The organism is Ruegeria sp. SAZA006, from assembly GCF_059613465.1.
Map to the genome: position 1 here is coordinate 548,368 of NZ_JBXWSO010000004.1, position 21,756 is coordinate 570,123.

Below are 21,756 nucleotides of genomic sequence, written 5' to 3' on the forward strand. Positions count from 1 at the left end.
CGCGGACTGCGCGCCGGGTTGTCCGCGCACGGCGCTTCACGTCCCTGTGTAAGGGGCTTGGCCCGACCGCACGGCCTGACGCACCATGGCAGGTATCCAAAGGTGCCTCATGCGAAGCTGTCTGTTTGCCCTTCTGCTGTTCTGCGCAACCGCGGTGTCCGCGGACCCGAGCCTGTGGCGCGACGAATGGCCCAGAACCGATTTTTCGGTCACCTCGATCGGTAACTGGTCTGAGGTCCGGTCCGGCGGGCCGCCAAAAGACGGTATCCCGGCCATCGACAAGCCCGAGTTTGTCCCGGTTTCAGCGAAAACCGGGTTGGGGCTGACCGAGGCCGTGATCACGGTGGAGCTGCCCGGTACGCGCCCGCGCGCCTATCCGCTGCGATATCTGATCTGGCATGAGATCGTGAATGATCGCATCGGCAACCGCCCAGTCGCGGTTACATATTGCCCATTGTGCAATTCGGGGCTGGTGTTTGATCGGCGTATCCCGGGACGGGTGCTCAGTTTTGGCGTATCCGGAAAGCTGCGAAATTCGGACATGATCATGTATGACCGCGAAACCGAAAGCTGGTGGCAGCAAGCCACCGGCGAGGCGATCGTTGGCCAGTTGACCGGTGCTCAGTTGACAGCGCTGCCAGCGTGGATGGAAGGGTGGGACCAGTTCCGCAAGCGCAATCCCGACGGTCTGGTAATGGCCGAGCCGAATTTTGCGCGGGACTACGGGCGCAACCCCTATCGCGGTTATGACAGCGCGCGCAGACCGTTCCTGTATGACGGCGCGCTGCCTCCGCATGGTATTCAACCGCTCGAACGGGTGGTGCGTGTCGGAGAGCGGGCCTGGCCTCTGACGCGATTGCGTGCGGCTGGGCGATTGTCAGAAGCAGGCGTTGTCATCGTTTGGTCGGCGGGGCAAGCCTCGGCTCTGGACGCCGGGCGCGTCGACAAGGGACGCGACATAGGATCAATCCGCGTCACGGATGGTGCCGGACGGGATGTCGTGCATGATGTGATGTTCGCCTTTGCCTTCCACGCCTTCTGGCCCGACGGTATCTGGATGACAGGGCGCTGACACGCGCGTCGCGCGATCAATTCACCTGTCTGGCAACGCTCCGGGTCCAGCCGCTCAGGCCGCGTCGGATGCGGGCCAGAAGACCGTATTCGTTCACGTGTTTTTTGTAGGCTCGGTAGGACGGCGCGCGTGACAGGCAGCGCTCTTCGTGCCAGGCCCGTGCGAAATAGATCAGGTTCACGCCGAGCAGGGCCAGACAGTTGGCCAGACCTGCCCAGAAGTCGACCGCGATGAACGGGATCGAAATCATCCACCAGGTGATGTTCTTGCTGATGTAGGACGGGTGTTTGCTGATGTTGTAGGGAAAGTCGCAGGCCAGCCCGCGATAGGTCAGGTTCGAGAACCGCAGACCCATGCGCGCGGCGGTCAGGCAATAGACCGCCAGGAAGAACAGGATGGTGCCGCCCCACAATCCGTAGAGGACAGGGTAATCCCACAGCCAGACACCCCAGGCGAAGCCATCCTCGACATAGTTGAAATAGCTGCGCGACAGCAGTTGCCAGAACGGGGCATAGCAGATCACGCAGACCAGCCATCCGCTCACCGTCGTCTCGGTCCAGCGGATATGAGAGGTCAGAAGCCGGGTGGCGGTGGCATAGCCGATGGTGACGATCGTCAAGTCCAGAAAGAAGGCAAAGCGGTAGAGATATGCGTAGATCTGCTGAAAGTCCTGCGCATCCCACAGCGAACGGGTCTGCAGAAAGCTCCAGTCATAAACCAGATAGCAGAACATCAGTGGCAGAAAGAACCCTTTGACGCCCAGCCCAAGAAGGAAGGATTTCAACTCGCGGGCCCCGGTGGATTGGCGACCAAAAGACAAAACCACACGTCCCAGATGCCACATGCCGTCGCGAGGATGCCGCATCGAGAAATGAACCGCCGTGACAACGGAAAGGACAATCGCAAGGATCAGCGGCCAGTAGTCGCCGAACAGCGAAAAGAACGGCTGATACCATTCATCCCGGTAGAGGTCGGCGGTGGAGTAGAACAGCGCAAGCAGCGCAAGACTGGCCGACAGACCAATAAGTTTGATCCAGAAATCAGCCAGATACGCCGGGTCTTTGAAGTTTTCCGGGTTGTAGACCAAGCCGCTGCCCGGCTTGCGATGAATTCGCGCTATGAAAATCTCGGATAGGGCCAGAATGGCAAAGATCGTCAGAGCGAACAGAACAGTCTGATCCCGATCAGAGACCGCGCCGAGGTCTGGCCAGAAATAATGAACCAGCGGTATACTGGCCATCGCAATCCATGCGGTGGATGCGGGAATTGCGGAAGCGGGGCGCCGGAACTTTGGCCAGGAAATCATGATCAGGTCTTTCACAGAGTTCTGCGAATTCTGGCGGTTCGTTCCGGAAATTCAACCACCCTGATCCGACCGGTCGAATTCTTGCCGCGGGTGTGGCCCACGCAACCGGATAACGAGATTACCTCCCGGCAGAGACCAGGAGGGGTTTTGCGTTAAAAGGACGGGTTCCTATTCGTCCGAGGCCATCATCTTCCAGATCGCGGCCCCCAAAGCGCCGCCGATCAGCGGGGCGACCCAGAACAGCCACAGCTGCGCCAAGGCGGGTCCATCGGCAAACAGCGCCACACCCGTCGAGCGGGCCGGGTTCACCGACGTATTGGTGACCGGGATCGAAATCAGGTGGATCAGCGTCAGCCCAAGGCCGATGGCAATGGGCGCAAACCCGGCCGGAGCCTTTTCGGACGTCGCGCCCAGAATGATGATAAGGAAGAAGGCGGTCAAAACGATCTCGATCACCAGCGCCGACATCATCGAATATCCTTCGGGCGAAGCTTCGCCATACCCGTTCGAGGCAAAACTGCCCACGCCTTCGAAACCAGGTGCGCCGCTGACGATCACGTACAGAATGGCTGCTGCCAGTATCGCCCCAAGCACCTGCGCGGCCCAGTAGGGCAGCAGATCCTTGGACGGGAAACGCCCACCGATCATCAGCCCGAGGCTGACGGCGGGGTTGAAGTGACCACCCGATATGTGGCCGACCGCAAAGGCCATGGTCAGGACCGTCAGGCCGAAGGCGAAGGACACGCCCAGCCATCCGATGCCCACATCGGCGACCCCGGCAGCCAGCACCGCGCTGCCACAACCGCCGAGAACCAGCCAGAACGTGCCGAAGAATTCGGCCATCAGTTTTGCTCGCATGATAAAACCTCCCAATTTCAACGAGGTGAAGTTTAATTCAAAAAACACCTTTTGTGAAAATGTATCGCGCGCGCAGGGCTTTGCGGCCCTGATAGGGGTCCGGATTGTTGCCTGATGGGCATAGAAAAACGCCGCGGACAGTGGCCGCGGCGTTCTTTGAACTCGGTACTCGAAGCGGTTTACTGGCTGACTTCAGCCGCCGGATTGGCTCCGGTTTTGCCGCTGCGTCCTGGGTTCAGCGGATCGTCCTGACGCTGAACCGAGCCTTCGAAATGCGCGCCGCTTTCGATGGCGATGGTCTTGTGGATGATGTCGCCCTCAACCCGAGCGGTCGAGGTCAGACGTACTTTCAGACCCCGCACGCGACCCACGATGCGGCCGTTCACGACCACGTCGTCCGCGGTCACTTCGCCTTTGATGGTCGCGGTTTCGCCGATGGTCAGCAGATGCGCGCGGATATCGCCTTCGATGGTGCCTTCGACCTGGATGTCACCGGTGGTCTTGATGTTGCCGGTGATGTGCAGGTCCGACGACAGAACCGATGCCGGAGGCTTGGGCTTGGGCGCGGTGCTTGCGGCCTTCTGTTCGGTCGGGGCAGGGGTCGCCTGAGGCGCCGGGGCTGCCGGCTTGGCCGTTTCGGATGCCTTGGGTGCGGGCTCGTTGATTTTGCTTTTAGAAAACATTGTTCGCAGCCTTGATGAAGTCCATTGGGTTTACAGGTTTTCCGTTCACGCGCACCTCGTAGTGCAGATGCGTTCCGGTCGACCGTCCGGAATTACCCATATCAGCAATGTGATCCCCGCGCGAGACCCTTTGGCCGACCTTCACGCGGATCTTCGAGTTATGGGCATAAAGTGTCTCAACCCCGAAGGCGTGCTTGATCTTGACCAGACGGCCATAGCCGGATTGCCAGCCCGCATGGGCCACGACACCGTCGGCGGTGGCGAAGATATCCGTGCCCGTCGGGGCCGCAAAGTCTGTGCCCTTGTGCATCCGGCGCCCGCCGGTTTTGGGGTCGCGGCGATAACCATAGCCGCTGGTGAACCGGAAGGCCGATTTGACCGGCGTGGCAAACGGGGCCTTTTCGGCCGCTATGCGATACAGGTTCAGCTGGTCCATCTGCTGCAGAAGCTGATTTGCGCGCACCTCGTCTGCTGAAAGCTCTTCGCCGCGGGTACTGAACGAAATCGGCGTCAGCGGGCCGCCCATGCCGCTGTAACCGCGCCGCACTTCGTCAAGCATCCGGTCGGTGGGCATTCCGGCCTCGCGGAACATCTTGTCCAGCGGTTCGACCGAGATCACCATGGCTTCTTCCAGCTGGCGGAATATCTCGTCATTGCGTTCCTGCATCAGCAGGATTTCCAGCTCAAGCTCATCGCGCTGGTCCAGTGCCGCCTGTGCATCCGTGGCGATCTGGTCCCGCTGCTGTGCTGTCCTGGTCAGGGCGTCGGCCATGAATTCGATCTGTGCCGGAGCGGCAGAGGCGAACATCGCAACCGATGCGCCATCGGATTTCTCCTGAAGCTCGGCGAGTTGGGCCCGGGCTTCCTCACGCTGCTTCATGGTCGACCGCAGGGTGGTCTGAATGACCTCGATGCCGGTTTCCAGCTCGCGTCGACGGTTTTCGGATTCCAGCAGTTCCGACTGCATCGCCGAGATCTGCTGAAGCGCCGAGTTGAACCGGGCGTGTGCGGCCAATGCTTCCTGAGCGCGCGCGTCGCGTTCCTGCGACAGGATGTTCAGCCGCTCCTGATATGTCGCCTGATCGCGTTTGGCCTGTTCACGGAAATTGCCCGACCCGATGCTGTCCATCAGCAGGATTGCCGTGGCGACCGCCGTCCAGCCGACCATGATCGAAACGCCAAGCGCCGCCACGATCTGCGTCTCCGAGCTGAGCCGGATGAAGCGTGTGTCATTGTCGGATTTCAGGAAGACCCGGCGTTCCGGGAAGTGCCGTTCGAGCAGTGAGTGTAGTTTGATTGCCAGACGTGTTCTCACGCGCCTTACCTCTCATCCCCAATGTCGGGAACGGTCGTGAGTGGATCGCCGCCCCTTGGGCCGATTGCTTAAAGGGCCGGTCCCGGTTGGGCAAGTTTGTTAACCGATTGGTCGACAATTACGGTGTTTTCCCGCACGTCATCGGCAGAAAATTGCCGAAATCGGCGCGTTTCCGTCAGCGCTTCCCGTCTCCCGGGGGCGGCAGATCCTCGGTCAAAGGCCAGTAGAAATCGGGCGGCAGGCCGGCTTCGGCCCGCTTTTCCTCGTTGAAGGGCGGCTTGAGCGCGCCATGGAAATAGCGCCGCACCAGTTGGTGGAACACGTCCTTGGGGTCGGCATTCTCGCGGCCGCACAGAAAGTGGAACCATTTCGAGCCATAGGCCACATGCCCGACTTCTTCGGCATAGATCACCTCAAGCGCGGCCACGGCCTGATCGGCTTTTGCCTTGCGGAAGATGTCGATCATGCCCGGTGTCACGTCGAGGCCGCGCGCCTCGAGCACCATCGGCACCACCGCCAACCGGCCCATCAGGTCTTCGGCGGTGTCCTCGGCCGCGCGCCACATCCCGGCATGGGCGGGCAGGGCGCCGTAGTGGCTGCCCATCGCTTCCAGGCAGTCGCAGACCATTTCGAAATGGCGCGACTCCTCCTCGGCGCATTTGACCCAGTCGTCGTAGAATCCGATCGGCATCGGCACATGCCCGAACCGGGCGATGATGTCCCAGTGCAGGTCTACTGCGTTCAACTCGATATGGGCCACAGCGTGCAGCAGCGCGATGCGCCCAGCCTCTGAGCCGGGGCGACGGCGCGGCACGTCGCGCGGCGACAGCAGTTCGGGCTTGTCAGGACGCGACGGATGCAACGGTGGCGTGGCTGTCCCGACTTCGATCGCGGAGGCGTCGCCGTTGCGCGCTGCAAACCATTCGGCGGCATAGCGTTTGGAAAGGGCGGTCTTGGACCGCCCATCCGCAGTGGTCAGAACCTCGGTTGCCATCTGGGTCAGGGTTTTGGCCACGGTAATCCTCGGGTTGGATGAAAACTGCCGCCTCTTAGACCGGATGGCCCGCAGCGTCAAAGCGCGCGTACGGCCTCCAGCACCTCATCCACATGGCCGGGAACTTTGACCTTGCGCCAGACGCGGGCGATCTTTCCGTCGGCGTCGATCAGGAAGGTTGAGCGCTCGATCCCCATCGACTTCTTGCCATACATGTTTTTTTCGACCCAGACGCCGTAATCCTCGCACACGGTCGAACCTTCGTCGGACAGCAGCGGAGTGGTCAGCCCGTGCTTGGCGACGAACTTGTCGTGCTTGGCAACGCTGTCGCGAGAGATGCCGAAAACCTGTGCGCCGGCGTCTGCAAAGGATTGAAGCTGCTCCGAGAAACCGATGGATTCCTTGGTGCAGCCCGGCGTATCATCGCGGGGATAAAAGAACAGAACAACGGGACGACCGCGCAGGTCCGACAGGGTAACCGTGCCGCCGCCATCGCGGGGCAAGGTGAAATCGGGGGCGATGTCTGCAACGTCAGGCATTTTGAACTCCGGTCAGGATTTGTAGGTGATGCCGCGTATCATAGGGCGGCTCGGGCAGGTTGAAAGACGTGGACGGCAAATTGGCGCAAGACGAACAGGACGAGGCTGAGAAGGGCGGGAAACCGCCGCGCCGCCGATCCCGTCGGCGGACTGCCGGGCTGTGGGCCTTGCGCGGGGTGTTCCTGCTGGTGTTTCTGGCCGTCCTGTCCGGGGTCATGGTGTTTGGTCATCGGATCCATGCGCCGGAATGGCTGCGCGACCGGGTCGAAACGCGGCTGGAAAACGCATTGGGCGGTCTGCAGATCCGGTTCGGCGATGTCAGCTTTATCATCAACAAGGAATGGCGCCCGCGTCTGCGGCTCAGCGATGTTTCGATCAGCGACGCCGAGGGGCGCCAGATCGCACAGGTCTCAAGCATGCAGGCCAGCCTGGCGATGCGTCCGCTGCTGCGCGGCCATGTCCGGCCCAAGCGGATCACCCTCAACGGCGCGCAGATCGCATTGACCCGAGCCGAGGACGGATCGCTCTCGCTGACCGTCGGTTCCGGCAGCGCGCCCGTGCAGAACGCGCCAACCTTGGCCGAATTGATCGAACAGTCCGATCAGGTGTTCCTGTCACCGGTCCTGTCGTCCCTGACCTCGGTCGAGCTTGACGCCATTACGCTGGATTATCGGGATCTGCGCCTTGGGCGGTCCTGGGTTCTGGACGGCGGGCATATTTTGGCGACGCGGAGCGAAGGCGCCCTGCGCCTGGCGACCGGGTTCTCGGTGCTGGCGGGCCGTGACTATGTCAGCATGATCGAAGCGAACTACACCAGCACGCTCGGCTCACCCGAGGCGCAGTTCGGGATTTCGATCACCGATCTTCCGGCGACCGACGTCGCGGCGCAATCCCCGGCGCTGGCCTGGTTGCAGGTGCTCGACACGCCGATCTCGGGCGCATTGCGCGGCAGTATCGACGGGGCGGGGGCGCTCGGGCCTGTATTTGCAACCTTGAACCTTGGGGCAGGGGCCGTTCAGCCAAACCCCGAGACCCGACCGGTTCCGTTCGACTCGGCCCGCACGTATTTTACCTATGACCCGGCGCAGCAGGTACTGGATTTCAACGAGGTTTCCGTGGTGTCGGGCTGGGGCAGCGTACAGGGCGAGGGCAAAGCTTATCTGAAGGGTGTAGAGGCCGGCACGCTGGAAAGCATGGCGGTGCAGTTCCGTCTGAACGGTATCCGGGTGAACCCGGCCGACCTGTTCGTTGATGCGCTTGAGGTCAAGCAGGCCGATCTGGACTTCCAAGTGCGCCTGAACCCGTTCCGGCTGCAGCTGGGGCAAGTCGTGGTCGAAGATGGCGAAGACCTGTTGCGCGCTTCGGGCAAGCTTGTGGGCCTGCCAGAGGGGTGGAGCGTGGATCTGAACGCGCGGCTGGGGCACATGGCATCGGACAAGCTGCTTCATTACTGGCCGCCCCGATTGGCTCCGAAACCGCGCAAATGGGTGACCGAGAACCTGTACGAAGGCAATCTGTCGGACATGGACTTCGTTCTGAGGCTGCGGCCCGGAGACTCCAAGCCCGAACTGTATCTTGATTTCGATTTCGATAATGCGCTGGTTCGGTTTGCCAAGACCTTGCCGCCGATCCAAGGCGGGCGTGGGCAGGCCACGCTGATTGGCCGTCGGTTCACGGTGACCGCCCGCAAGGGCGTCGTGATCGCCGATGACGGTGGCGCGGTTGATGCCTCTGGGACGTCGTTCATCATCCCAGATACCGACATCAAAAAGAACACACCGGGCATTGTGCGTGTTCAGGCCAGTGGCAGTGTGACCTCGGCCTTGTCGTTGCTTGACCGGGCACCGCTGCAATTGCTGACCAAGGCAAACCTTCCGGTTGATCTGGCTTCGGGCAGCGTGCGACTGGGCGGCACTCTGTCTCTGCCCTTGATCAAGGGGCTGAAATTCGAGGACACACAGTTCCACTTTCTGGGCGAATTGATTGATCTGGATACGGAAAAACTGGTTCCGGGCTTTCGCATCAGCGCTGCCAAACTGCGCCTGAGCGGGAATCAGACCCAGGTGGCCATAGACGGGGATGGTCTGTTCGGAGAGGTACCGATACAGGCAACTTGGCGACAACCGATCGGCGGCAAGGCAGCGCAACGCAGCACACTCAGCGGGCAGATCGAACTGTCTCCGCGGCTGATGGATGAACTGAAGGCCGGATTGCCGTCCGGTATGCTGACCGGGCAAGGCGTGGCTGAGATCAGTCTTGGAATTGGTGGGGGAGAGCCGACAAAGCTGACCGCGACCTCTGATCTGGTCGGCGTCGGAATGGCAATTCCCGAACTGGGTTGGCAAAAATCCGCAGCCACTGCCGGCACGTTGGCCACCGAGGCGACGCTGGGCGATCAACTGCGGGTGGACAGCCTGCGGATTGATGCCGCCGGATTGCGCGCGGTGGCTTCGATCTCGATCGCAAATGGCGCTTTGGATCGGGTTCAGTTCAGTTCTTTTGAACTGGGCGATTGGTTGGCTGTTCCGGCCGAGTTGATCGGCCGTGGCGCCGCGGCGCCGGATATCCGCGTTCTGGGGGGCGTTCTCAACCTGGGCAAAGCGACGTTCGGCAGCAGCAGCGGCGGCGGCGCGTCATCCGGTCGAGGTCCGAACCTTGACGTGGCGCTGGACCGGCTGCAGGTGACCGAGGAAGTAGCCCTGACCGGTTTGAAGGGCAATTTCGAAACGACCGGTGGGTTGAAGGGTGGATTTTCCGCTCAGGTCAACGGAGGTGCCCCGGTCCAGGGGCAGGTTGTGCCCAGCGGATCGCGCAGTGCGGTCAGCCTACAGTCCGTGGACGCCGGTGCGGTGCTGCGGTCCGCCGGTTTGTTGACCCAGGCCAGAGGGGGGAAGCTGCAACTCCGGTTGAATCCGGTGGCTGGCCCGGGCAACTACGATCTGACCCTGAAAATCACGGACACGCGGATTCAGGATGCTCCGGCCATGGCGGCGTTGCTGAATGCCATCAGCCTTGTCGGTTTGCTGACCGAGATGGCCGGGCAGGGGATCTACTTCTCATCAATCGACAGCGAGATGCGGATCACGCCGACCGAGGTCAAGATTCTCAGCGGCAGCGCGGTCGGGCCGTCGATGGGGCTGTCCTTCGACGGGACTGTGGACACCGAACGAAAGTTCCTGAACCTGCGCGGGGCGATCTCTCCGATCTATATGGTGAACGCGATTGGCAGCGTCCTGACAAAGAAGGGCGAGGGCGTTTTCGCGTTCAACTATACGCTGGTGGGCCCAATCTCGGCCCCGCAAGTGTCGGTGAACCCGCTGTCCGGTCTGGCGCCACTGTTTCTGCGCAACCTGCTGCGAGAACCTGCCCCAACCGTTTCCGACGGCCCCAACGCAACGCCTGTCGCACCGGACGGACCCAGCCCTTCGGTGGGGAGCAGGGGCGAGGACCGCTGACGCAGAGTGTGGCCGAATCTGTTCGGGCGATGTATGGCGCCGCCATGAAGCTGAGTGATTTCGATTTCGACCTGCCTGATGATCTGATTGCCACGCGGCCCGCCAGCCCGCGGTCTTCGGCGCGCCTGCTGGTGGCACAGGGTGACGCGATCTCGGATGATCGGGTGTTCAACCTGCCCGACTGGCTTCGCCCCGGTGATCGGCTGGTGCTGAACGACACGCGCGTCATCCCGGCCCGGCTGAGCGGTCGGCGCCATCGCGACAGCGCCCAGGGTCCGGTCTCGGCCGCAATCGAGGCCACCTTGCTGGAGCCCCGCGCCGACGGCACCTGGGGCGCATTGCTGAAACCGCTCAAGAAGATCCGGTTGGGCGAAGAGATCGTGTTCTCCGACGACCTCAGCGCGGTTCTGGAAGGGGTCGCCGACGGCCAGGCCCATCTGCGCTTCAATCTGAAGGGCGATGATTTCGACCGGGCGCTCGAGCAGGCCGGAGCAATGCCTTTGCCCCCCTACATCGCGGCCAAACGGCCGGCGGACGACCGTGACAAGACCGATTACCAGACCGTTTGGGCGCGGCAGGCCGGGGCCGTGGCGGCACCGACCGCCTCTCTGCATTTTGACGAGCCATTGTTGCAAGCCCTTGCGGATCGAGGGGTCGAGTTCACCCATGTTACCCTGCACGTCGGGGCCGGAACTTTCCTACCGGTCAAGGTCGAGGATGTGACGACCCACAAGATGCACGCCGAATGGGGGCAGGTCAGCCCGCAGGCCGCAGCCGAGGTTCAGGCGACCAAAGCCTCGGGTGGTCGCGTCATCCCGGTTGGCACCACGGCCTTGCGACTGATCGAAAGTGCCGCGCGCGATGGATCGATCCAGCCTTGGGAGGGAGAGACCGACATCTTCATCTACCCCGGCTTCCAGTTTCAGGTCACCGATGCGCTGATGACCAATTTCCATCTGCCTAAATCGACACTTCTGATGCTGGTTTCGGCGCTGATGGGACGGGACAGGATGCTGCGGGTCTATGATCATGCGATCAAAAGTGGCTATCGCTTCTTTTCTTATGGTGACGCGTCGCTTTTGATCCCTTAGAGGGCGGGATCGCGGGATCGAATCTGGTGTATGTCGTAGACAAGCGCGACCGGGACATCGTTTGATCCTTTAACGAAAGCCATTGTTCAGCGGATTTGGAGTGCAAACATGCTTCAGGTACTTGCCAGCGCGTGGGCGCTTCTACTCGGAATGGGTCTGCTGATGATCGGCAACGGCCTACAGGGCACCTTGTTGGGTGTCCGGGGCGAGATCGAAGGGTTTTCGACCCTGCAGATGTCGTTTGTCATGTCCGCGTATTTCCTCGGTTTTCTGGGCGGATCCCGACTTGCACCCGAGATGATACGGCGGGTCGGGCACGTGCGGGTTTTCGCTGCGCTGGCGTCGTTCATCTCTGCCGTGATGATCAGCTATCCGATGCTGACCGATCCGATCGCGTGGTCGCTGGGCCGTGTGGTCATCGGGTTCTGCTTTTCCGGCGTGTACGTGACCGCCGAAAGCTGGCTGAACAACGCTGCGAGCAACGAAAACCGTGGCCAGGCTTTGTCGCTATATATGATCGTCCAGATGATCGGCATTGTCAGCGCGCAGGCACTGATGCTTGCAGGGGACCCGGCCGGGTACGAAACCTTTGTGATTGCCTCGATCCTGGTTTCCGTTTCCTTTGCTCCGATCCTGTTGTCGATTTCTCCTACCCCGGCTTTTGATACGACCAAGCCGATGACGCTCAAGCAGCTGATGGACACGTCGCCCTTGGGCTGTGTCGGCATGTTCCTGTTGGGCGGTATCTTCTCGGCTCAGTTCGGCATGGCCGCGGTTTACGGCGCGCGGGCCGGGCTGACACTGGTCGAGATTTCGACCTTCGTGGCGTCATTCTACATCGGCGCGTTGGTTCTGCAGTATCCGTTGGGCTGGTTTTCGGATCGTATGGACCGGCGCCTGTTGATCCTGCTGGTTTCGGTCGTTGGCGGCATCAGTGCGGCGGTGGGCATGGTTTTCGGGGTCGACTTCCCGGTTTTGCTGACTGCGGCCTTTGTCATCGGTGGCATGTCCAATCCGCTGTATTCCCTGCTCATCGCCTACACCAACGACTACCTCGAACATGAAGATATGGCGGCCGCGTCCGGCGGGCTTATTTTCATCAACGGGCTTGGCGCAATTGCCGGCCCGCTGATCACCGGCTGGTTGATGGGGGATGCCGTGTTCGGGCCGCCCGGCTTTTTCCTGTTCATTGCCGCACTGCTTTTTGTCATGGCAGGCTATGCGGTCTACCGGATGACCCAGCGGGCCTCGGTGCCCGTGGACGAGACCGGCACCATGTCGCCGCTGTACCCGACGGCATCGCCGGTCGCACTGGAAGTTGCTCAGGAAGTCGCGATCGAAGCGGCTCAGGACGAAGAGGATGAGCACCAACTTGCCTGACCGCCGGATTTGTGTCGTCACTGTTGCAATATGTTACTGTAACAAGTCTGTAAAACCGACTTAAATGACGTTACGTCCCTCGGGGGGGAACAGACGGAGTCAAGGGCAATGGTTGGTCCTGAAAAAGTACTGAGTTTCTGGTTGGATGAAGTAGGCCCCGAGGGGTGGTACCGCGAAGATGAAGCGCTGGATGCGCAGATACGGGACCGCTTCCTTGAGACATGGCAAGCCGCGTGCGAGGGTAAGTTCTCTCTGTGGTTGACCTATCCCAGCGGATCGCTGGCCTACATCATCCTCATGGACCAGTTTCCGCGCAACATGTTCCGAGGCAGCGGCAAAGCCTTCTCATCCGACAAGGCGGCACTGGCAGCAGCGAAATGTGCCGTCGACAAGGAATGGGATCTGAAGATCGACGAGCCCGCCCGACAGTTCTTCTACCTGCCGATGATGCATTCAGAGAACCTGTGCGATCAGGAGCGCTGTGTGCGCCTGATGTGCCAGCGTATGCCTGAACATGGTTCAAGCAATCTGCTGCATGCCCGGGCCCATCGTGAGGTGATCCGCCAGTTCGGGCGTTTCCCGTACCGCAACGCGGCGCTTGCCCGTCAGACCACGGCACCCGAAGCCGCATATGTCAGCGGCGGTGGATACGGCACAACGGTGCGTGAGTTGCAGGCGGCGGGTTAGGCCGCCTCTCCACATCCGCGCAATTCGATAAGCCTGGCCGTTGTGGCATCGACGGTCGTGGTGATTGCGTAATCAATCAGCATCTGAGGATTTTCGACCAGTTCGTTGAGGCGGGCCTGCGTGGTTTCCAGCTTGGCTTGAACCTCGTCCAATCGCACCAGCGCCTGCTGAAGCTTCTGCTTCAACTCCGGCTCATCATCTCCCAGGATGTGAATACCGGACAGATCAGCGCGCAGACTTGCAAGATCCTCTCGGACGCCCTGCGCCTGTTCACGCAGCGGCTGAACGATTTGCAGGCTTTCTCTGAAGTTGTCCTGAATATTCTCGACGCTTCGCGCCAGCTTCCAACCAAGGAACAGACACAGAGCTACAAGGATCAGTGTGGCGTTCAAAAGGGCAAGCAACAAGTCTTTGAGTGTCTTGGCCATGGCTGGTTTCCCTAAAATCTGTAGATCCGAAATTCGAACATGGTTGCAGGTCTTTTCTAGCCTTCGAGGGACGCGGGGTATAGGCTGAATAGCGCGCGCTCTTGTTTTGATGACCCTGCGTCACATATGTCGCGGGGCAGCATATTGATGCGTTCAAAAAAATAGTTTAACGGTAAACTAGTTTTCAATCGACCTGCGCCGAGAGGTAAACATGGCTGCACAATCCTTTGATCTGATCGTAATCGGTGCGGGCCCCGGCGGCTATGTGGCTGCCATTCGTGCGGCCCAACTGGGCCTCAAGACCGCCGTGGTCGAGCGCGAGCATTTGGGCGGCATCTGCCTGAACTGGGGTTGCATCCCGACCAAGGCCTTGCTGCGGTCGGCCGAAGTGTTCCATCTTTTGGAGCGCGCCAAAGATTTCGGTCTGAGTGCGGACAAGATCGGTTACGATCTGGACGCGGTCGTCAAACGCTCGCGCGGGGTTGCCAAGCAGCTGACCAGCGGTGTCGGGCATTTGCTGAAAAAGAACAAAGTCACCGTCGTGATGGGCGAGGCGACAATCCCGTCGAAAGGCAAAGTGACGGTCAAGACCGACAAGGGCACCGAGGAACTTACGGCGAAGAACATCGTCTTGGCCACCGGTGCCCGTGCGCGCGAGTTGCCGGGCCTGGAGGCAGATGGCGATCTGGTCTGGACCTACAAACATGCGCTGCAACCGGCCCGAATGCCGAAAAAGCTGCTTGTTATCGGTTCCGGAGCGATCGGGATCGAGTTTGCCAGCTTCTACAATACGTTGGGCGCAGACACGACCGTGGTTGAAGTGATGGATCGGGTCTTGCCGGTCGAAGACGCCGAGATCAGCGCGTTCGCCAAGAAATCCTTTGTCAAACAGGGCATGAAGATCATGGAGAAGTCCATGGTCAAGCAGCTGGATCGCGGCAAAGGCAAGGTGACGGCTCATATCGAAACCGGTGGCAAGGTCGAAAAGCACGACTTCGATACCGTCATCTCCGCCGTTGGGATCGTCGGAAATGTCGAGAACCTCGGGCTTGAGGCGCTGGGCGTCAAGATTGACCGCACCCATGTGGTGACGGATGCATACTGCCGGACCGGGGTCGATGGCCTCTATGCCATCGGCGACATCGCCGGAGCGCCTTGGCTTGCGCACAAGGCCAGCCACGAAGGCGTGATGGTCGCAGAGCTCATCGCTGGCAAGCATGCCCATCCCGTGAAACCGGAAAGCATCGCGGGATGTACCTATTGTCATCCCCAGGTCGCGTCGGTTGGCTATACCGAGGCCAAGGCCAAGGAGCTTGGCTTTGATGTGAAAGTTGGCCGCTTCCCGTTCATCGGCAATGGCAAAGCAATTGCATTGGGCGAGCCGGAAGGCATGATCAAAACCGTATTCGACGCGAAAACCGGCGAGTTGCTGGGCGCTCATATGGTTGGCGCGGAAGTGACCGAACTGATTCAGGGCTATGTCGTAGGTCGCCAGTTGGAGACCACCGAAGAAGACCTGATGAATACAGTCTTCCCGCACCCGACCTTGTCGGAAATGATGCATGAATCGGTTTTGGACGCCTACGGGCGCGTGATCCACATGTAAGACGGTCTGTCCGCGGGCCGCGGCTTAAGGGGGCGCTGCCCCCGGCCGCGTTGCCCGCGACACACCGGGATACCGCCGGCCGGATGAAGTTCGCATCCGCGCTTCACCCGGCTTTGAGTGTCCCGGAGCGCAAGGCAGCGCCTTGCGATATTCGCGGCTATCGGCTCAGAGCGTCCAGAATTCGGGCCCACGAGCGGATCCCTTTATGAAAGCTTTTCACGTCGTATTTTTCATTGGGCGAATGGATTGCGTCATCGTCGTTGGCATAGCCGACCAACATTGAATCCAGACTCAGGACCGTATTGAAGTACCCCACCACCGGGATCGATCCTCCCATGCCGGTGAAAACGGCTTCGCGTCCCCATTCGTCGGACAGTGCGGCGCGTGCCGCTTCGAATTCCGGGCGATCCAGGTTCATCACCGACGCAGGGGAGCCCTCGAGATCATTGTCCCAGACGACTTTGGCGTCAGGAGAGAGCCGGTCTTCAACATGCTTACGGATCTTGTCGCGCAGTTTGTCCGGGTCCATTTCACCGACCAGGCGACATGTGATCTTGCAATGGGCCTGGCTGGGGATCACCGTTTTCGAACCGGCGCCGTTGTAGCCGCCCCACAACCCGTTGATCTCCAGCGTCGGTCGCGCCCACTGCTGTTCAAGGGTCGAGTACCCTTTCTCACCATGCGGTTGCGTGTAGCCCACCGAGTTGAGGTACTCGGCCTCGTCGAAACCACAGTTCTCCCACTGGCGCAGCTGCTCGGCGGGGACTTCGTGAACTCCCTCGTAAAAACCTTCCACAGCGACCCGTCCGGTTTCCTCATCGTAGAACGATGCTACGATCCGCGAGATTTCCCGCAGCGGGTTCAAACCGGGGCCGCCGTAATGGCCGGAATGCAGATCGATGCGCGGACCGATGATGGTGAATTCGTCCTTGAGCATGCCGCGCAGTTGCGATGCGATCGAGGGCACACCGCGCGAGACCATCGAGGTGTCGCAGACCAGCGCCAGATCGGCCTTCAACTCTTCCTTGTTGGCCTCGAGAAATGGGACCAGCGAAGGTGAACCGGATTCCTCTTCGCCTTCGAAGAAAAACGTGATGCGGCAAGGCAGCTTGCCGTTGACCGCCTTCCAAGCGCGGCAGGCTTCGACAAATGTCATCAACTGGCCCTTGTCATCCGACGAGCCCCGTCCGCGGATGACCTGACCGTGTTCTGTCTCTTCCAGCGCCGGGTCGAACGGGTCACGGTTCCACAGGTTCAAGGGATCAACGGGCTGCACATCGTAATGGCCGTAGAACAACACATGCGGGGCGTCCGCATCGTCGCCGACATGGCCCACGACCATCGGGTGGCCCGGGGTCGGGTGCTTTTTCGCATCAATCCCTATGCTTTTAAGGTCGTCGACCAACCAGTCGGCCGCCTTGTCCACGTCTTTCTTGAAGGCCGGATCGGTGGAAATCGACGGGATTCGCAGAAACTCCATCAGCCGCTCGATGGAGGCTGAGAGGTCAGAGTCGATTTTGCTCAGAGTGGCGTCAAGCGACATGGGTGTACTCCTGAATGGATGAGATATTGCGGCGGACCCTAACAGCGCTGGCAGCGCCGTCCAGCCCGTAGCGGCGGGAAAACGCGCGTCTGATCGGAAACATTCTGCGCGAAACGGGACGTAACCTGCGTCGTTTCCTCGCGCCTTATGGTCTCAACTTTACTTGTCGCTGCGGGTTCAAGGCGATAATTGATGCAAATCAAAGTTGCGACCCCTGTCTGGGCGTTAGGCAGGAAACCTGAAAATAGGCGCGGATGCGGCCGAAAAATCGGTTATGATACGCATCGGAACACAGCCTTGCCGTGCAATCACCCTGCGGCGGGGTCACGAAGGAGGGTCCTTTGGACTACACTGCTCAGCTCGACTCAGCGATTGCCAGGCTGCACGACGAAGGCCGTTACCGGACCTTCATCGACATCGAACGCCGCAACGGACATTTCCCCCATGCCGTGCGTACGCGTCCCGACGGGTCACAGCAGAACATCACCGTCTGGTGCGGCAACGACTACCTTGGCATGGGGCAGCACCCCGTCGTGCTGGAGGCGATGCACGAGGCGATCGACGCAGCCGGAGCGGGCTCTGGCGGGACGCGCAACATCTCGGGTACGACCGTCTACCACAAGCGGCTCGAGGCCGAGCTGGCCGACCTGCACGGCAAGGAAGCGGCCCTGCTGTTCACCAGCGCTTATATTGCAAATGACGCCACGCTCAGCACGCTGCCCAAGTTGTTTCCCGGGCTGATCATTTATTCCGACGAACTGAACCACGCGTCGATGATCGAAGGGGTCCGCCGCAATGGCGGGGCCAAGCGGATCTTCCGTCACAATGACGTTGAGCACCTGCGCGAGCTGCTGCAAGCCGACGACCCGGCGGCGCCGAAGCTGATCGCGTTCGAGTCGGTCTACTCGATGGATGGCGATTTCGGTCCGATCGAACAGATCTGCGACCTGGCCGACGAATTCGGCGCGCTGACCTATATCGACGAAGTGCACGCAGTTGGCATGTATGGCCCGCGCGGTGGCGGTGTGACCGAGCGGGACCGCCTGGCGCACCGGATCGACATCATCAATGGCACTTTGGCCAAAGCCTACGGCGTGATGGGGGGGTATATCGCAGCAAGCGCGAAGATGTGCGATGCGGTCCGCTCGTATGCGCCGGGCTTCATCTTCACCACCTCGCTGCCACCATCGGTCGCGGCCGGTGCTGCGGCCTCGGTGGCGTATCTCAAGACAGCGCCCGAACTGCGTGAGCAGCATCAGACCCAAGCCAAAATACTCAAGCTGCGACTGAAGGGCCTGGGCTTGCCGCTGATCGATCACGGCAGCCACATCGTTCCGGTGATCGTTGGCAACCCGGTGCATACCAAAAAGCTCAGCGACATGCTGCTGGACGACTACGGGATCTACGTGCAGCCGATCAATTTCCCGACCGTTCCGCGGGGGACGGAGCGTCTGCGCTTTACGCCTTCGCCGGTCCATGGACCCAATGAGATGAACCGCTTGGTCCAGGCCATGGACGAACTTTGGTCACATTGTGCGCTAAATCGCGCCGAACTTGCTGGTTAACCTAACGCCGACATGTGCAACTTGTTTGCCGCGTGTTAAGCTTACGCTAACAAAAGTAGCGGACGAATCGTTATGGGGACGATTCGCCGTTAGCGTGAAACACGCGATGGGCAGAATGGGGCAGCAGGAATGATTGGGCGCAGGACACAGCGCAATTCCGAAGAAGACGTGGACGTCAGGCCCAAGGGGTTCGACGACTACGAAGTACGGCTTGGCGACGTGATGCGCGGTGAGCGCGCGACGATGGGCAAGTCTCTTCTTGACGTACAGCGCGAACTGCGGATCAAGGCCAACTACATCGCTGCCATCGAGAATGCCGATCCCGACGCATTCGACACACCCGGCTTCATTGCCGGGTATGTGCGTTCTTACGCCCGCTATCTGGGGATGAACCCTGACGACACTTTTGCCGCGTTCTGCAAGGAAAGCGGGTTCGAAGTGGCCCATGGAATGTCCGCACAGGCATCCGTGGTCAAAAAATCGGTCGGGGACCTTCCGAACCGTGGCCCGATGGGGCGCGATCCGTTCATTTCGCCGAACACGCCCTACGTTCCCGGCCGCGAGTCCGTGTTCAGCCAGATCGAGCCGCGCGCCGTAGGCTCGTCGCTTGTCCTCCTCGCGCTGATTGCCGGGATTGGGTACGGCGGCTGGTCCGTTCTGAACAAGATCCAGCAGGTTCAGGTCTCTCCCGTGGAACAGGCCCCGGTCGTGCTGTCCGATCTTGACCCGCTGTCGGCCATCCGGACCGAAACCGGAACGACCGAGGTTGCAGCCGCTGAAATTCCCAGCCCCGAAGCGCTGGACCGTCTTTACCGCCCCCAAGCACTGGATGTACCGGTGATGGTTGCGCGGGATGCCCCGATTTCCACCCTCGATCCGCGGACCGTTGGAACGTTCCGTCCGCCGGAAGTTCCGGAAATCGCGCTGGCTGAGATTCATACCGTCGAAAGAACTGCCGCGACCCTTCCGCAGGTGGTCGAGAAGGTCGACACGTCGCTGAAAATCGTCGCGGTCGAACCGGCCTGGATGCGGGTCACCGCAGCGGATGGCAGCGTGATCTTCGAAGGTACGTTGGGAACCGTAGAAAACGGCAAGAGCTTTGAGGTTCCCCTGACGGAAGAGCCGCCGCAATTGCGGGCTGGAGCGTCGGGCAACGTGTATTTCTCGATGAACGGCGAGCTCTATGGGCCGGCCGGTGCACCGGGAACCGTCGCCAAGGGTGTGGTTCTGTCCAAGGACGCTGTGGCCGAGACCTATGCCGTGGCGGATCTTGAGGCTGAACAAAACATTGCGCTCAAACAGCTGGTGGCCGAGCTTCAGACACAATCCGCCGAGGTGCCGGCAGAGTGATCTTGCCATTGCGGCGGGCTTGCCCCCGGACTATCTAAAGGCCAGACCCCAGGCTGACGCGGATCCGTTTTCATGTCTCTGAACCATGTGCGCCCTTGGCGCGACATCTATCGCCGCAAATCCCGCCAGATCATGGTCGGCAACGTTCCGGTGGGCGGCGACGCGCCGATTGCCGTTCAGACCATGACCAACACGCTGACGACCGATGTTGCCGCAACCGTGGCGCAGGTACAAGCTGCGGCAGAGGCGGGGGCTGATATCGTGCGCGTCTCTGTTCCTGATGAGGCGTCGTCGAAGGCGTTGAAGGAGATTGTGCGCGAAAGCCCGGTGCCGATTGTGGCCGACATTCATTTCCACTACCGCCGCGGCATCGAGGCCGCCGAGGCTGGTGCCGCCTGCCTGCGCATCAATCCCGGCAATATCGGTGACGAGGCGCGGGTGAAAGAGGTCATCAAGGCCGCACGCGACCACAATTGCTCGATCCGCATCGGCGTGAACGCGGGAAGTCTGGAAAAGCACCTGCTGGAGAAATACGGTGAGCCGTGCCCCGAAGCGATGGTGGAAAGCGGGCTGGAACATATCCGTATCCTGCAAGACAACGATTTCCATGAATTCAAGATCAGCGTGAAGGCCAGCGACGTGTTCCTGTCGGCTGCGGCCTATCAGGGCATCGCCGAGGCCACCGACGCCCCGATCCATCTGGGCATCACCGAGGCCGGAGGGCTGGTCAGCGGCACGATCAAATCGGCCATCGGGCTGGGCAACCTGCTGTGGATGGGGATCGGCGACACGATCCGCGTCAGCCTGTCCGCCGATCCGGTCGAAGAGGTGAAGGTCGGGTTCGAGATCCTCAAGTCTCTTGGCCTGCGCCACCGGGGCGTGAACATCATCTCGTGCCCGTCCTGCGCGCGGCAGGGGTTCGACGTGATCAAGACGGTCGAGACGCTGGAGCGGCGCTTGGAGCACATCAAAACACCGATGAGCCTGTCGATCATCGGCTGCGTCGTGAACGGCCCCGGTGAGGCGCTGATGACCGATGTCGGTTTTACCGGCGGCGGCGCAGGCTCGGGCATGGTGTATCTGGCGGGCAAGGCCAGCCACAAGATGTCGAACGAACAGATGATCGACCACATCGTCGAGCAGGTGGAAAAGAAAGCGGCCGAGCTGGACGCTGCTGCAGAGGCGGCTGAATAGTACCTTAACTTCGATCCGGAACTAATTCTTTATAAGCCATTTTTAGGCCTAGGTTCACGGTATCAATCTCGATATCTACTGACATGGACCCGAGTTCGATTCTTTGAAACCAATGCCTTTCGTGACGGCGTTTGCCGTCGTCCTTCTTTCTGTGTGCAGCAGCCCCTCTACCGGGTCGGACAAACGCCCCGGTTTTTTTAGTGTTCCAGTTCCGCAGTCTGCACCGGGGGCGCAACTTGGGTATATGTCGGTGCATGTGTCCGGGTTCAACAATGACGGAATGACGACGCGCGCAGACGTCCGGCTCAGCCCGGGCGGGACCGGCAAACCGCGGGGCCGCTTGACCCCGATCATGAATGTCGACCCGCAGCTGGCATCTCGGGTCGCGGTATCGTTCAGAACCGGTCAGTATGCCCAGGCGGCCTACGCTTTGGCGAAACAGATCGCCCGAGCGACCTACTGCCCAACCGGCCCCATTTCTGAAAACACCGGTATTCGCAAGTACGACAATCCACAGGACCTGCAGGCAATTCTGGCTGAAAGCAAACGGCAGGGGCGTGGCGTCATTCCATCAGGAATTCGTGGCAAATCCGTGCCTGCGACCCAATTCAGAAAAACTGGAACTCCGACATGGGTCGTGTCGATGAAATGCGACGCCCCGTATCCATACGACTAGGGCGTCGTTTCAAC

The 21,756-nt window shown here is 60.7% G+C and carries 18 protein-coding genes; 10 read left to right on the forward strand and 8 right to left on the reverse strand.

Annotated elements, in window-relative coordinates:
* Nucleotides 1-109 precede the first annotated feature (109 nt).
* Nucleotides 110-1,072 (forward strand): DUF3179 domain-containing protein, encoded by a 963-nt coding sequence (locus tag AC2FNZ_RS05455; protein ID WP_496839780.1) that lies wholly within the window; start codon nucleotides 110-112, stop codon nucleotides 1,070-1,072.
* Between the two features lie 16 nt (nucleotides 1,073-1,088).
* Here the strand turns inward: AC2FNZ_RS05455 and AC2FNZ_RS05460 are convergent, their stop codons facing one another.
* The 6 genes from AC2FNZ_RS05460 to AC2FNZ_RS05485 form a co-directional block, all read right to left on the reverse strand.
* Nucleotides 1,089-2,312 carry a hypothetical protein gene (locus tag AC2FNZ_RS05460; protein ID WP_496839781.1) on the reverse strand — a complete coding sequence of 408 codons (1,224 nt, stop codon included), beginning with the start codon at nucleotides 2,310-2,312 and terminating at the stop codon, nucleotides 1,089-1,091.
* A 234-nt stretch (nucleotides 2,313-2,546) separates the two neighbouring features.
* Nucleotides 2,547-3,236 (reverse strand): aquaporin Z, encoded by a 690-nt coding sequence (gene aqpZ, locus AC2FNZ_RS05465; protein ID WP_093962378.1) that lies wholly within the window; start codon nucleotides 3,234-3,236, stop codon nucleotides 2,547-2,549.
* 179 nt (nucleotides 3,237-3,415) lie between these two features.
* Nucleotides 3,416-3,919, reverse strand: a complete 504-nt coding sequence (locus AC2FNZ_RS05470; RefSeq protein ID WP_093962377.1) for a bactofilin family protein — start codon at nucleotides 3,917-3,919, stop codon at nucleotides 3,416-3,418.
* Nucleotides 3,909-5,234, reverse strand: a complete 1,326-nt coding sequence (locus tag AC2FNZ_RS05475; RefSeq protein WP_093962376.1) for a M23 family metallopeptidase — start codon at nucleotides 5,232-5,234, stop codon at nucleotides 3,909-3,911. Before AC2FNZ_RS05475 ends, AC2FNZ_RS05470 begins: the two co-directional genes overlap by 11 nt.
* Nucleotides 5,235-5,409: 175 nt before the next feature.
* Complete coding sequence (locus tag AC2FNZ_RS05480) at nucleotides 5,410-6,228, reverse strand: ferritin-like domain-containing protein (RefSeq protein WP_496839916.1); 819 nt, start codon at nucleotides 6,226-6,228, stop codon at nucleotides 5,410-5,412.
* A 77-nt stretch (nucleotides 6,229-6,305) separates the two neighbouring features.
* Nucleotides 6,306-6,767 (reverse strand): peroxiredoxin, encoded by a 462-nt coding sequence (locus tag AC2FNZ_RS05485; protein ID WP_170338632.1) that lies wholly within the window; start codon nucleotides 6,765-6,767, stop codon nucleotides 6,306-6,308.
* A gap of 68 nt (nucleotides 6,768-6,835) precedes the next feature.
* On the opposite strand from AC2FNZ_RS05485, the gene AC2FNZ_RS05490 reads away from it, so the two are divergent.
* The 4 genes from AC2FNZ_RS05490 (at nucleotide 6,836) to AC2FNZ_RS05505 (ending at nucleotide 13,380) form a co-directional block, all read left to right on the forward strand.
* The gene (locus tag AC2FNZ_RS05490) at nucleotides 6,836-10,222 is read left to right on the forward strand and encodes a YhdP family protein (protein ID WP_496839784.1); all 3,387 of its coding nucleotides are present in this window, start codon (nucleotides 6,836-6,838) and stop codon (nucleotides 10,220-10,222) included.
* Between the two features lie 44 nt (nucleotides 10,223-10,266).
* A complete protein-coding gene (gene queA, locus AC2FNZ_RS05495) occupies nucleotides 10,267-11,313 on the forward strand; it encodes a tRNA preQ1(34) S-adenosylmethionine ribosyltransferase-isomerase QueA (protein ID WP_496839917.1) in 1,047 nt (348 codons plus the stop codon).
* A gap of 108 nt (nucleotides 11,314-11,421) precedes the next feature.
* Nucleotides 11,422-12,693 carry an MFS transporter gene (locus tag AC2FNZ_RS05500; protein ID WP_496839785.1) on the forward strand — a complete coding sequence of 424 codons (1,272 nt, stop codon included), beginning with the start codon at nucleotides 11,422-11,424 and terminating at the stop codon, nucleotides 12,691-12,693.
* A 108-nt stretch (nucleotides 12,694-12,801) separates the two neighbouring features.
* Nucleotides 12,802-13,380 (forward strand): DUF924 family protein, encoded by a 579-nt coding sequence (locus AC2FNZ_RS05505; RefSeq protein WP_496832818.1) that lies wholly within the window; start codon nucleotides 12,802-12,804, stop codon nucleotides 13,378-13,380.
* On the opposite strand, the gene AC2FNZ_RS05510 is transcribed toward AC2FNZ_RS05505, so the two are convergent.
* Nucleotides 13,377-13,808 (reverse strand): hypothetical protein, encoded by a 432-nt coding sequence (locus tag AC2FNZ_RS05510; protein ID WP_093962371.1) that lies wholly within the window; start codon nucleotides 13,806-13,808, stop codon nucleotides 13,377-13,379. The two genes, AC2FNZ_RS05505 and AC2FNZ_RS05510, sit on opposite strands and share 4 nt — an antisense overlap.
* A gap of 211 nt (nucleotides 13,809-14,019) precedes the next feature.
* On the opposite strand from AC2FNZ_RS05510, the gene lpdA reads away from it, so the two are divergent.
* Nucleotides 14,020-15,414, forward strand: coding sequence for a dihydrolipoyl dehydrogenase (gene lpdA, locus AC2FNZ_RS05515; protein ID WP_496839787.1), 1,395 nt, complete (start codon nucleotides 14,020-14,022; stop codon nucleotides 15,412-15,414).
* 157 nt (nucleotides 15,415-15,571) lie between these two features.
* Here the strand turns inward: lpdA and AC2FNZ_RS05520 are convergent, their stop codons facing one another.
* Complete coding sequence (locus AC2FNZ_RS05520) at nucleotides 15,572-16,957, reverse strand: dipeptidase (RefSeq protein ID WP_496839789.1); 1,386 nt, start codon at nucleotides 16,955-16,957, stop codon at nucleotides 15,572-15,574.
* A gap of 341 nt (nucleotides 16,958-17,298) precedes the next feature.
* On the opposite strand from AC2FNZ_RS05520, the gene hemA reads away from it, so the two are divergent.
* From hemA to AC2FNZ_RS05540, 4 genes are all read left to right on the forward strand, one after another.
* Nucleotides 17,299-18,522 (forward strand): 5-aminolevulinate synthase, encoded by a 1,224-nt coding sequence (gene hemA / locus AC2FNZ_RS05525; protein WP_170338140.1) that lies wholly within the window; start codon nucleotides 17,299-17,301, stop codon nucleotides 18,520-18,522.
* Between the two features lie 129 nt (nucleotides 18,523-18,651).
* Nucleotides 18,652-19,872 (forward strand): helix-turn-helix domain-containing protein, encoded by a 1,221-nt coding sequence (locus AC2FNZ_RS05530; protein ID WP_496832823.1) that lies wholly within the window; start codon nucleotides 18,652-18,654, stop codon nucleotides 19,870-19,872.
* A 72-nt stretch (nucleotides 19,873-19,944) separates the two neighbouring features.
* On the forward strand, nucleotides 19,945-21,066 hold the full coding sequence (gene ispG / locus AC2FNZ_RS05535) for a flavodoxin-dependent (E)-4-hydroxy-3-methylbut-2-enyl-diphosphate synthase (protein ID WP_475144252.1): 1,122 nt from the start codon (nucleotides 19,945-19,947) through the stop codon (nucleotides 21,064-21,066).
* A gap of 280 nt (nucleotides 21,067-21,346) precedes the next feature.
* Complete coding sequence (locus tag AC2FNZ_RS05540) at nucleotides 21,347-21,742, forward strand: hypothetical protein (RefSeq protein ID WP_496839790.1); 396 nt, start codon at nucleotides 21,347-21,349, stop codon at nucleotides 21,740-21,742.
* The last annotated feature ends 14 nt before the right edge of the window (nucleotides 21,743-21,756 follow it).

Bases quoted from the DNA above. Each gene is read 5' to 3' on its own strand.
- AC2FNZ_RS05455 (WP_496839780.1), top strand. From the start codon at position 110: ATGCGAAGCTGTCTGTTTGCCCTTCTGCTGTTCTGCGCAACCGCGGTG.
- AC2FNZ_RS05460 (WP_496839781.1), bottom strand. From the start codon at position 2,312: ATGGCCAGTATACCGCTGGTTCATTATTTCTGGCCAGACCTCGGCGCG.
- aqpZ (WP_093962378.1), bottom strand. From the start codon at position 3,236: ATGCGAGCAAAACTGATGGCCGAATTCTTCGGCACGTTCTGGCTGGTT.
- AC2FNZ_RS05470 (WP_093962377.1), bottom strand. From the start codon at position 3,919: ATGTTTTCTAAAAGCAAAATCAACGAGCCCGCACCCAAGGCATCCGAA.
- AC2FNZ_RS05480 (WP_496839916.1), bottom strand. From the start codon at position 6,228: ATGGCAACCGAGGTTCTGACCACTGCGGATGGGCGGTCCAAGACCGCC.
- AC2FNZ_RS05485 (WP_170338632.1), bottom strand. From the start codon at position 6,767: ATGCCTGACGTTGCAGACATCGCCCCCGATTTCACCTTGCCCCGCGAT.
- queA (WP_496839917.1), top strand. From the start codon at position 10,267: ATGAAGCTGAGTGATTTCGATTTCGACCTGCCTGATGATCTGATTGCC.
- AC2FNZ_RS05500 (WP_496839785.1), top strand. From the start codon at position 11,422: ATGCTTCAGGTACTTGCCAGCGCGTGGGCGCTTCTACTCGGAATGGGT.
- AC2FNZ_RS05505 (WP_496832818.1), top strand. From the start codon at position 12,802: ATGGTTGGTCCTGAAAAAGTACTGAGTTTCTGGTTGGATGAAGTAGGC.
- AC2FNZ_RS05510 (WP_093962371.1), bottom strand. From the start codon at position 13,808: ATGGCCAAGACACTCAAAGACTTGTTGCTTGCCCTTTTGAACGCCACA.
- lpdA (WP_496839787.1), top strand. From the start codon at position 14,020: ATGGCTGCACAATCCTTTGATCTGATCGTAATCGGTGCGGGCCCCGGC.
- AC2FNZ_RS05520 (WP_496839789.1), bottom strand. From the start codon at position 16,957: ATGTCGCTTGACGCCACTCTGAGCAAAATCGACTCTGACCTCTCAGCC.
- AC2FNZ_RS05530 (WP_496832823.1), top strand. From the start codon at position 18,652: ATGATTGGGCGCAGGACACAGCGCAATTCCGAAGAAGACGTGGACGTC.
- ispG (WP_475144252.1), top strand. From the start codon at position 19,945: ATGTCTCTGAACCATGTGCGCCCTTGGCGCGACATCTATCGCCGCAAA.
- AC2FNZ_RS05540 (WP_496839790.1), top strand. From the start codon at position 21,347: ATGACGACGCGCGCAGACGTCCGGCTCAGCCCGGGCGGGACCGGCAAA.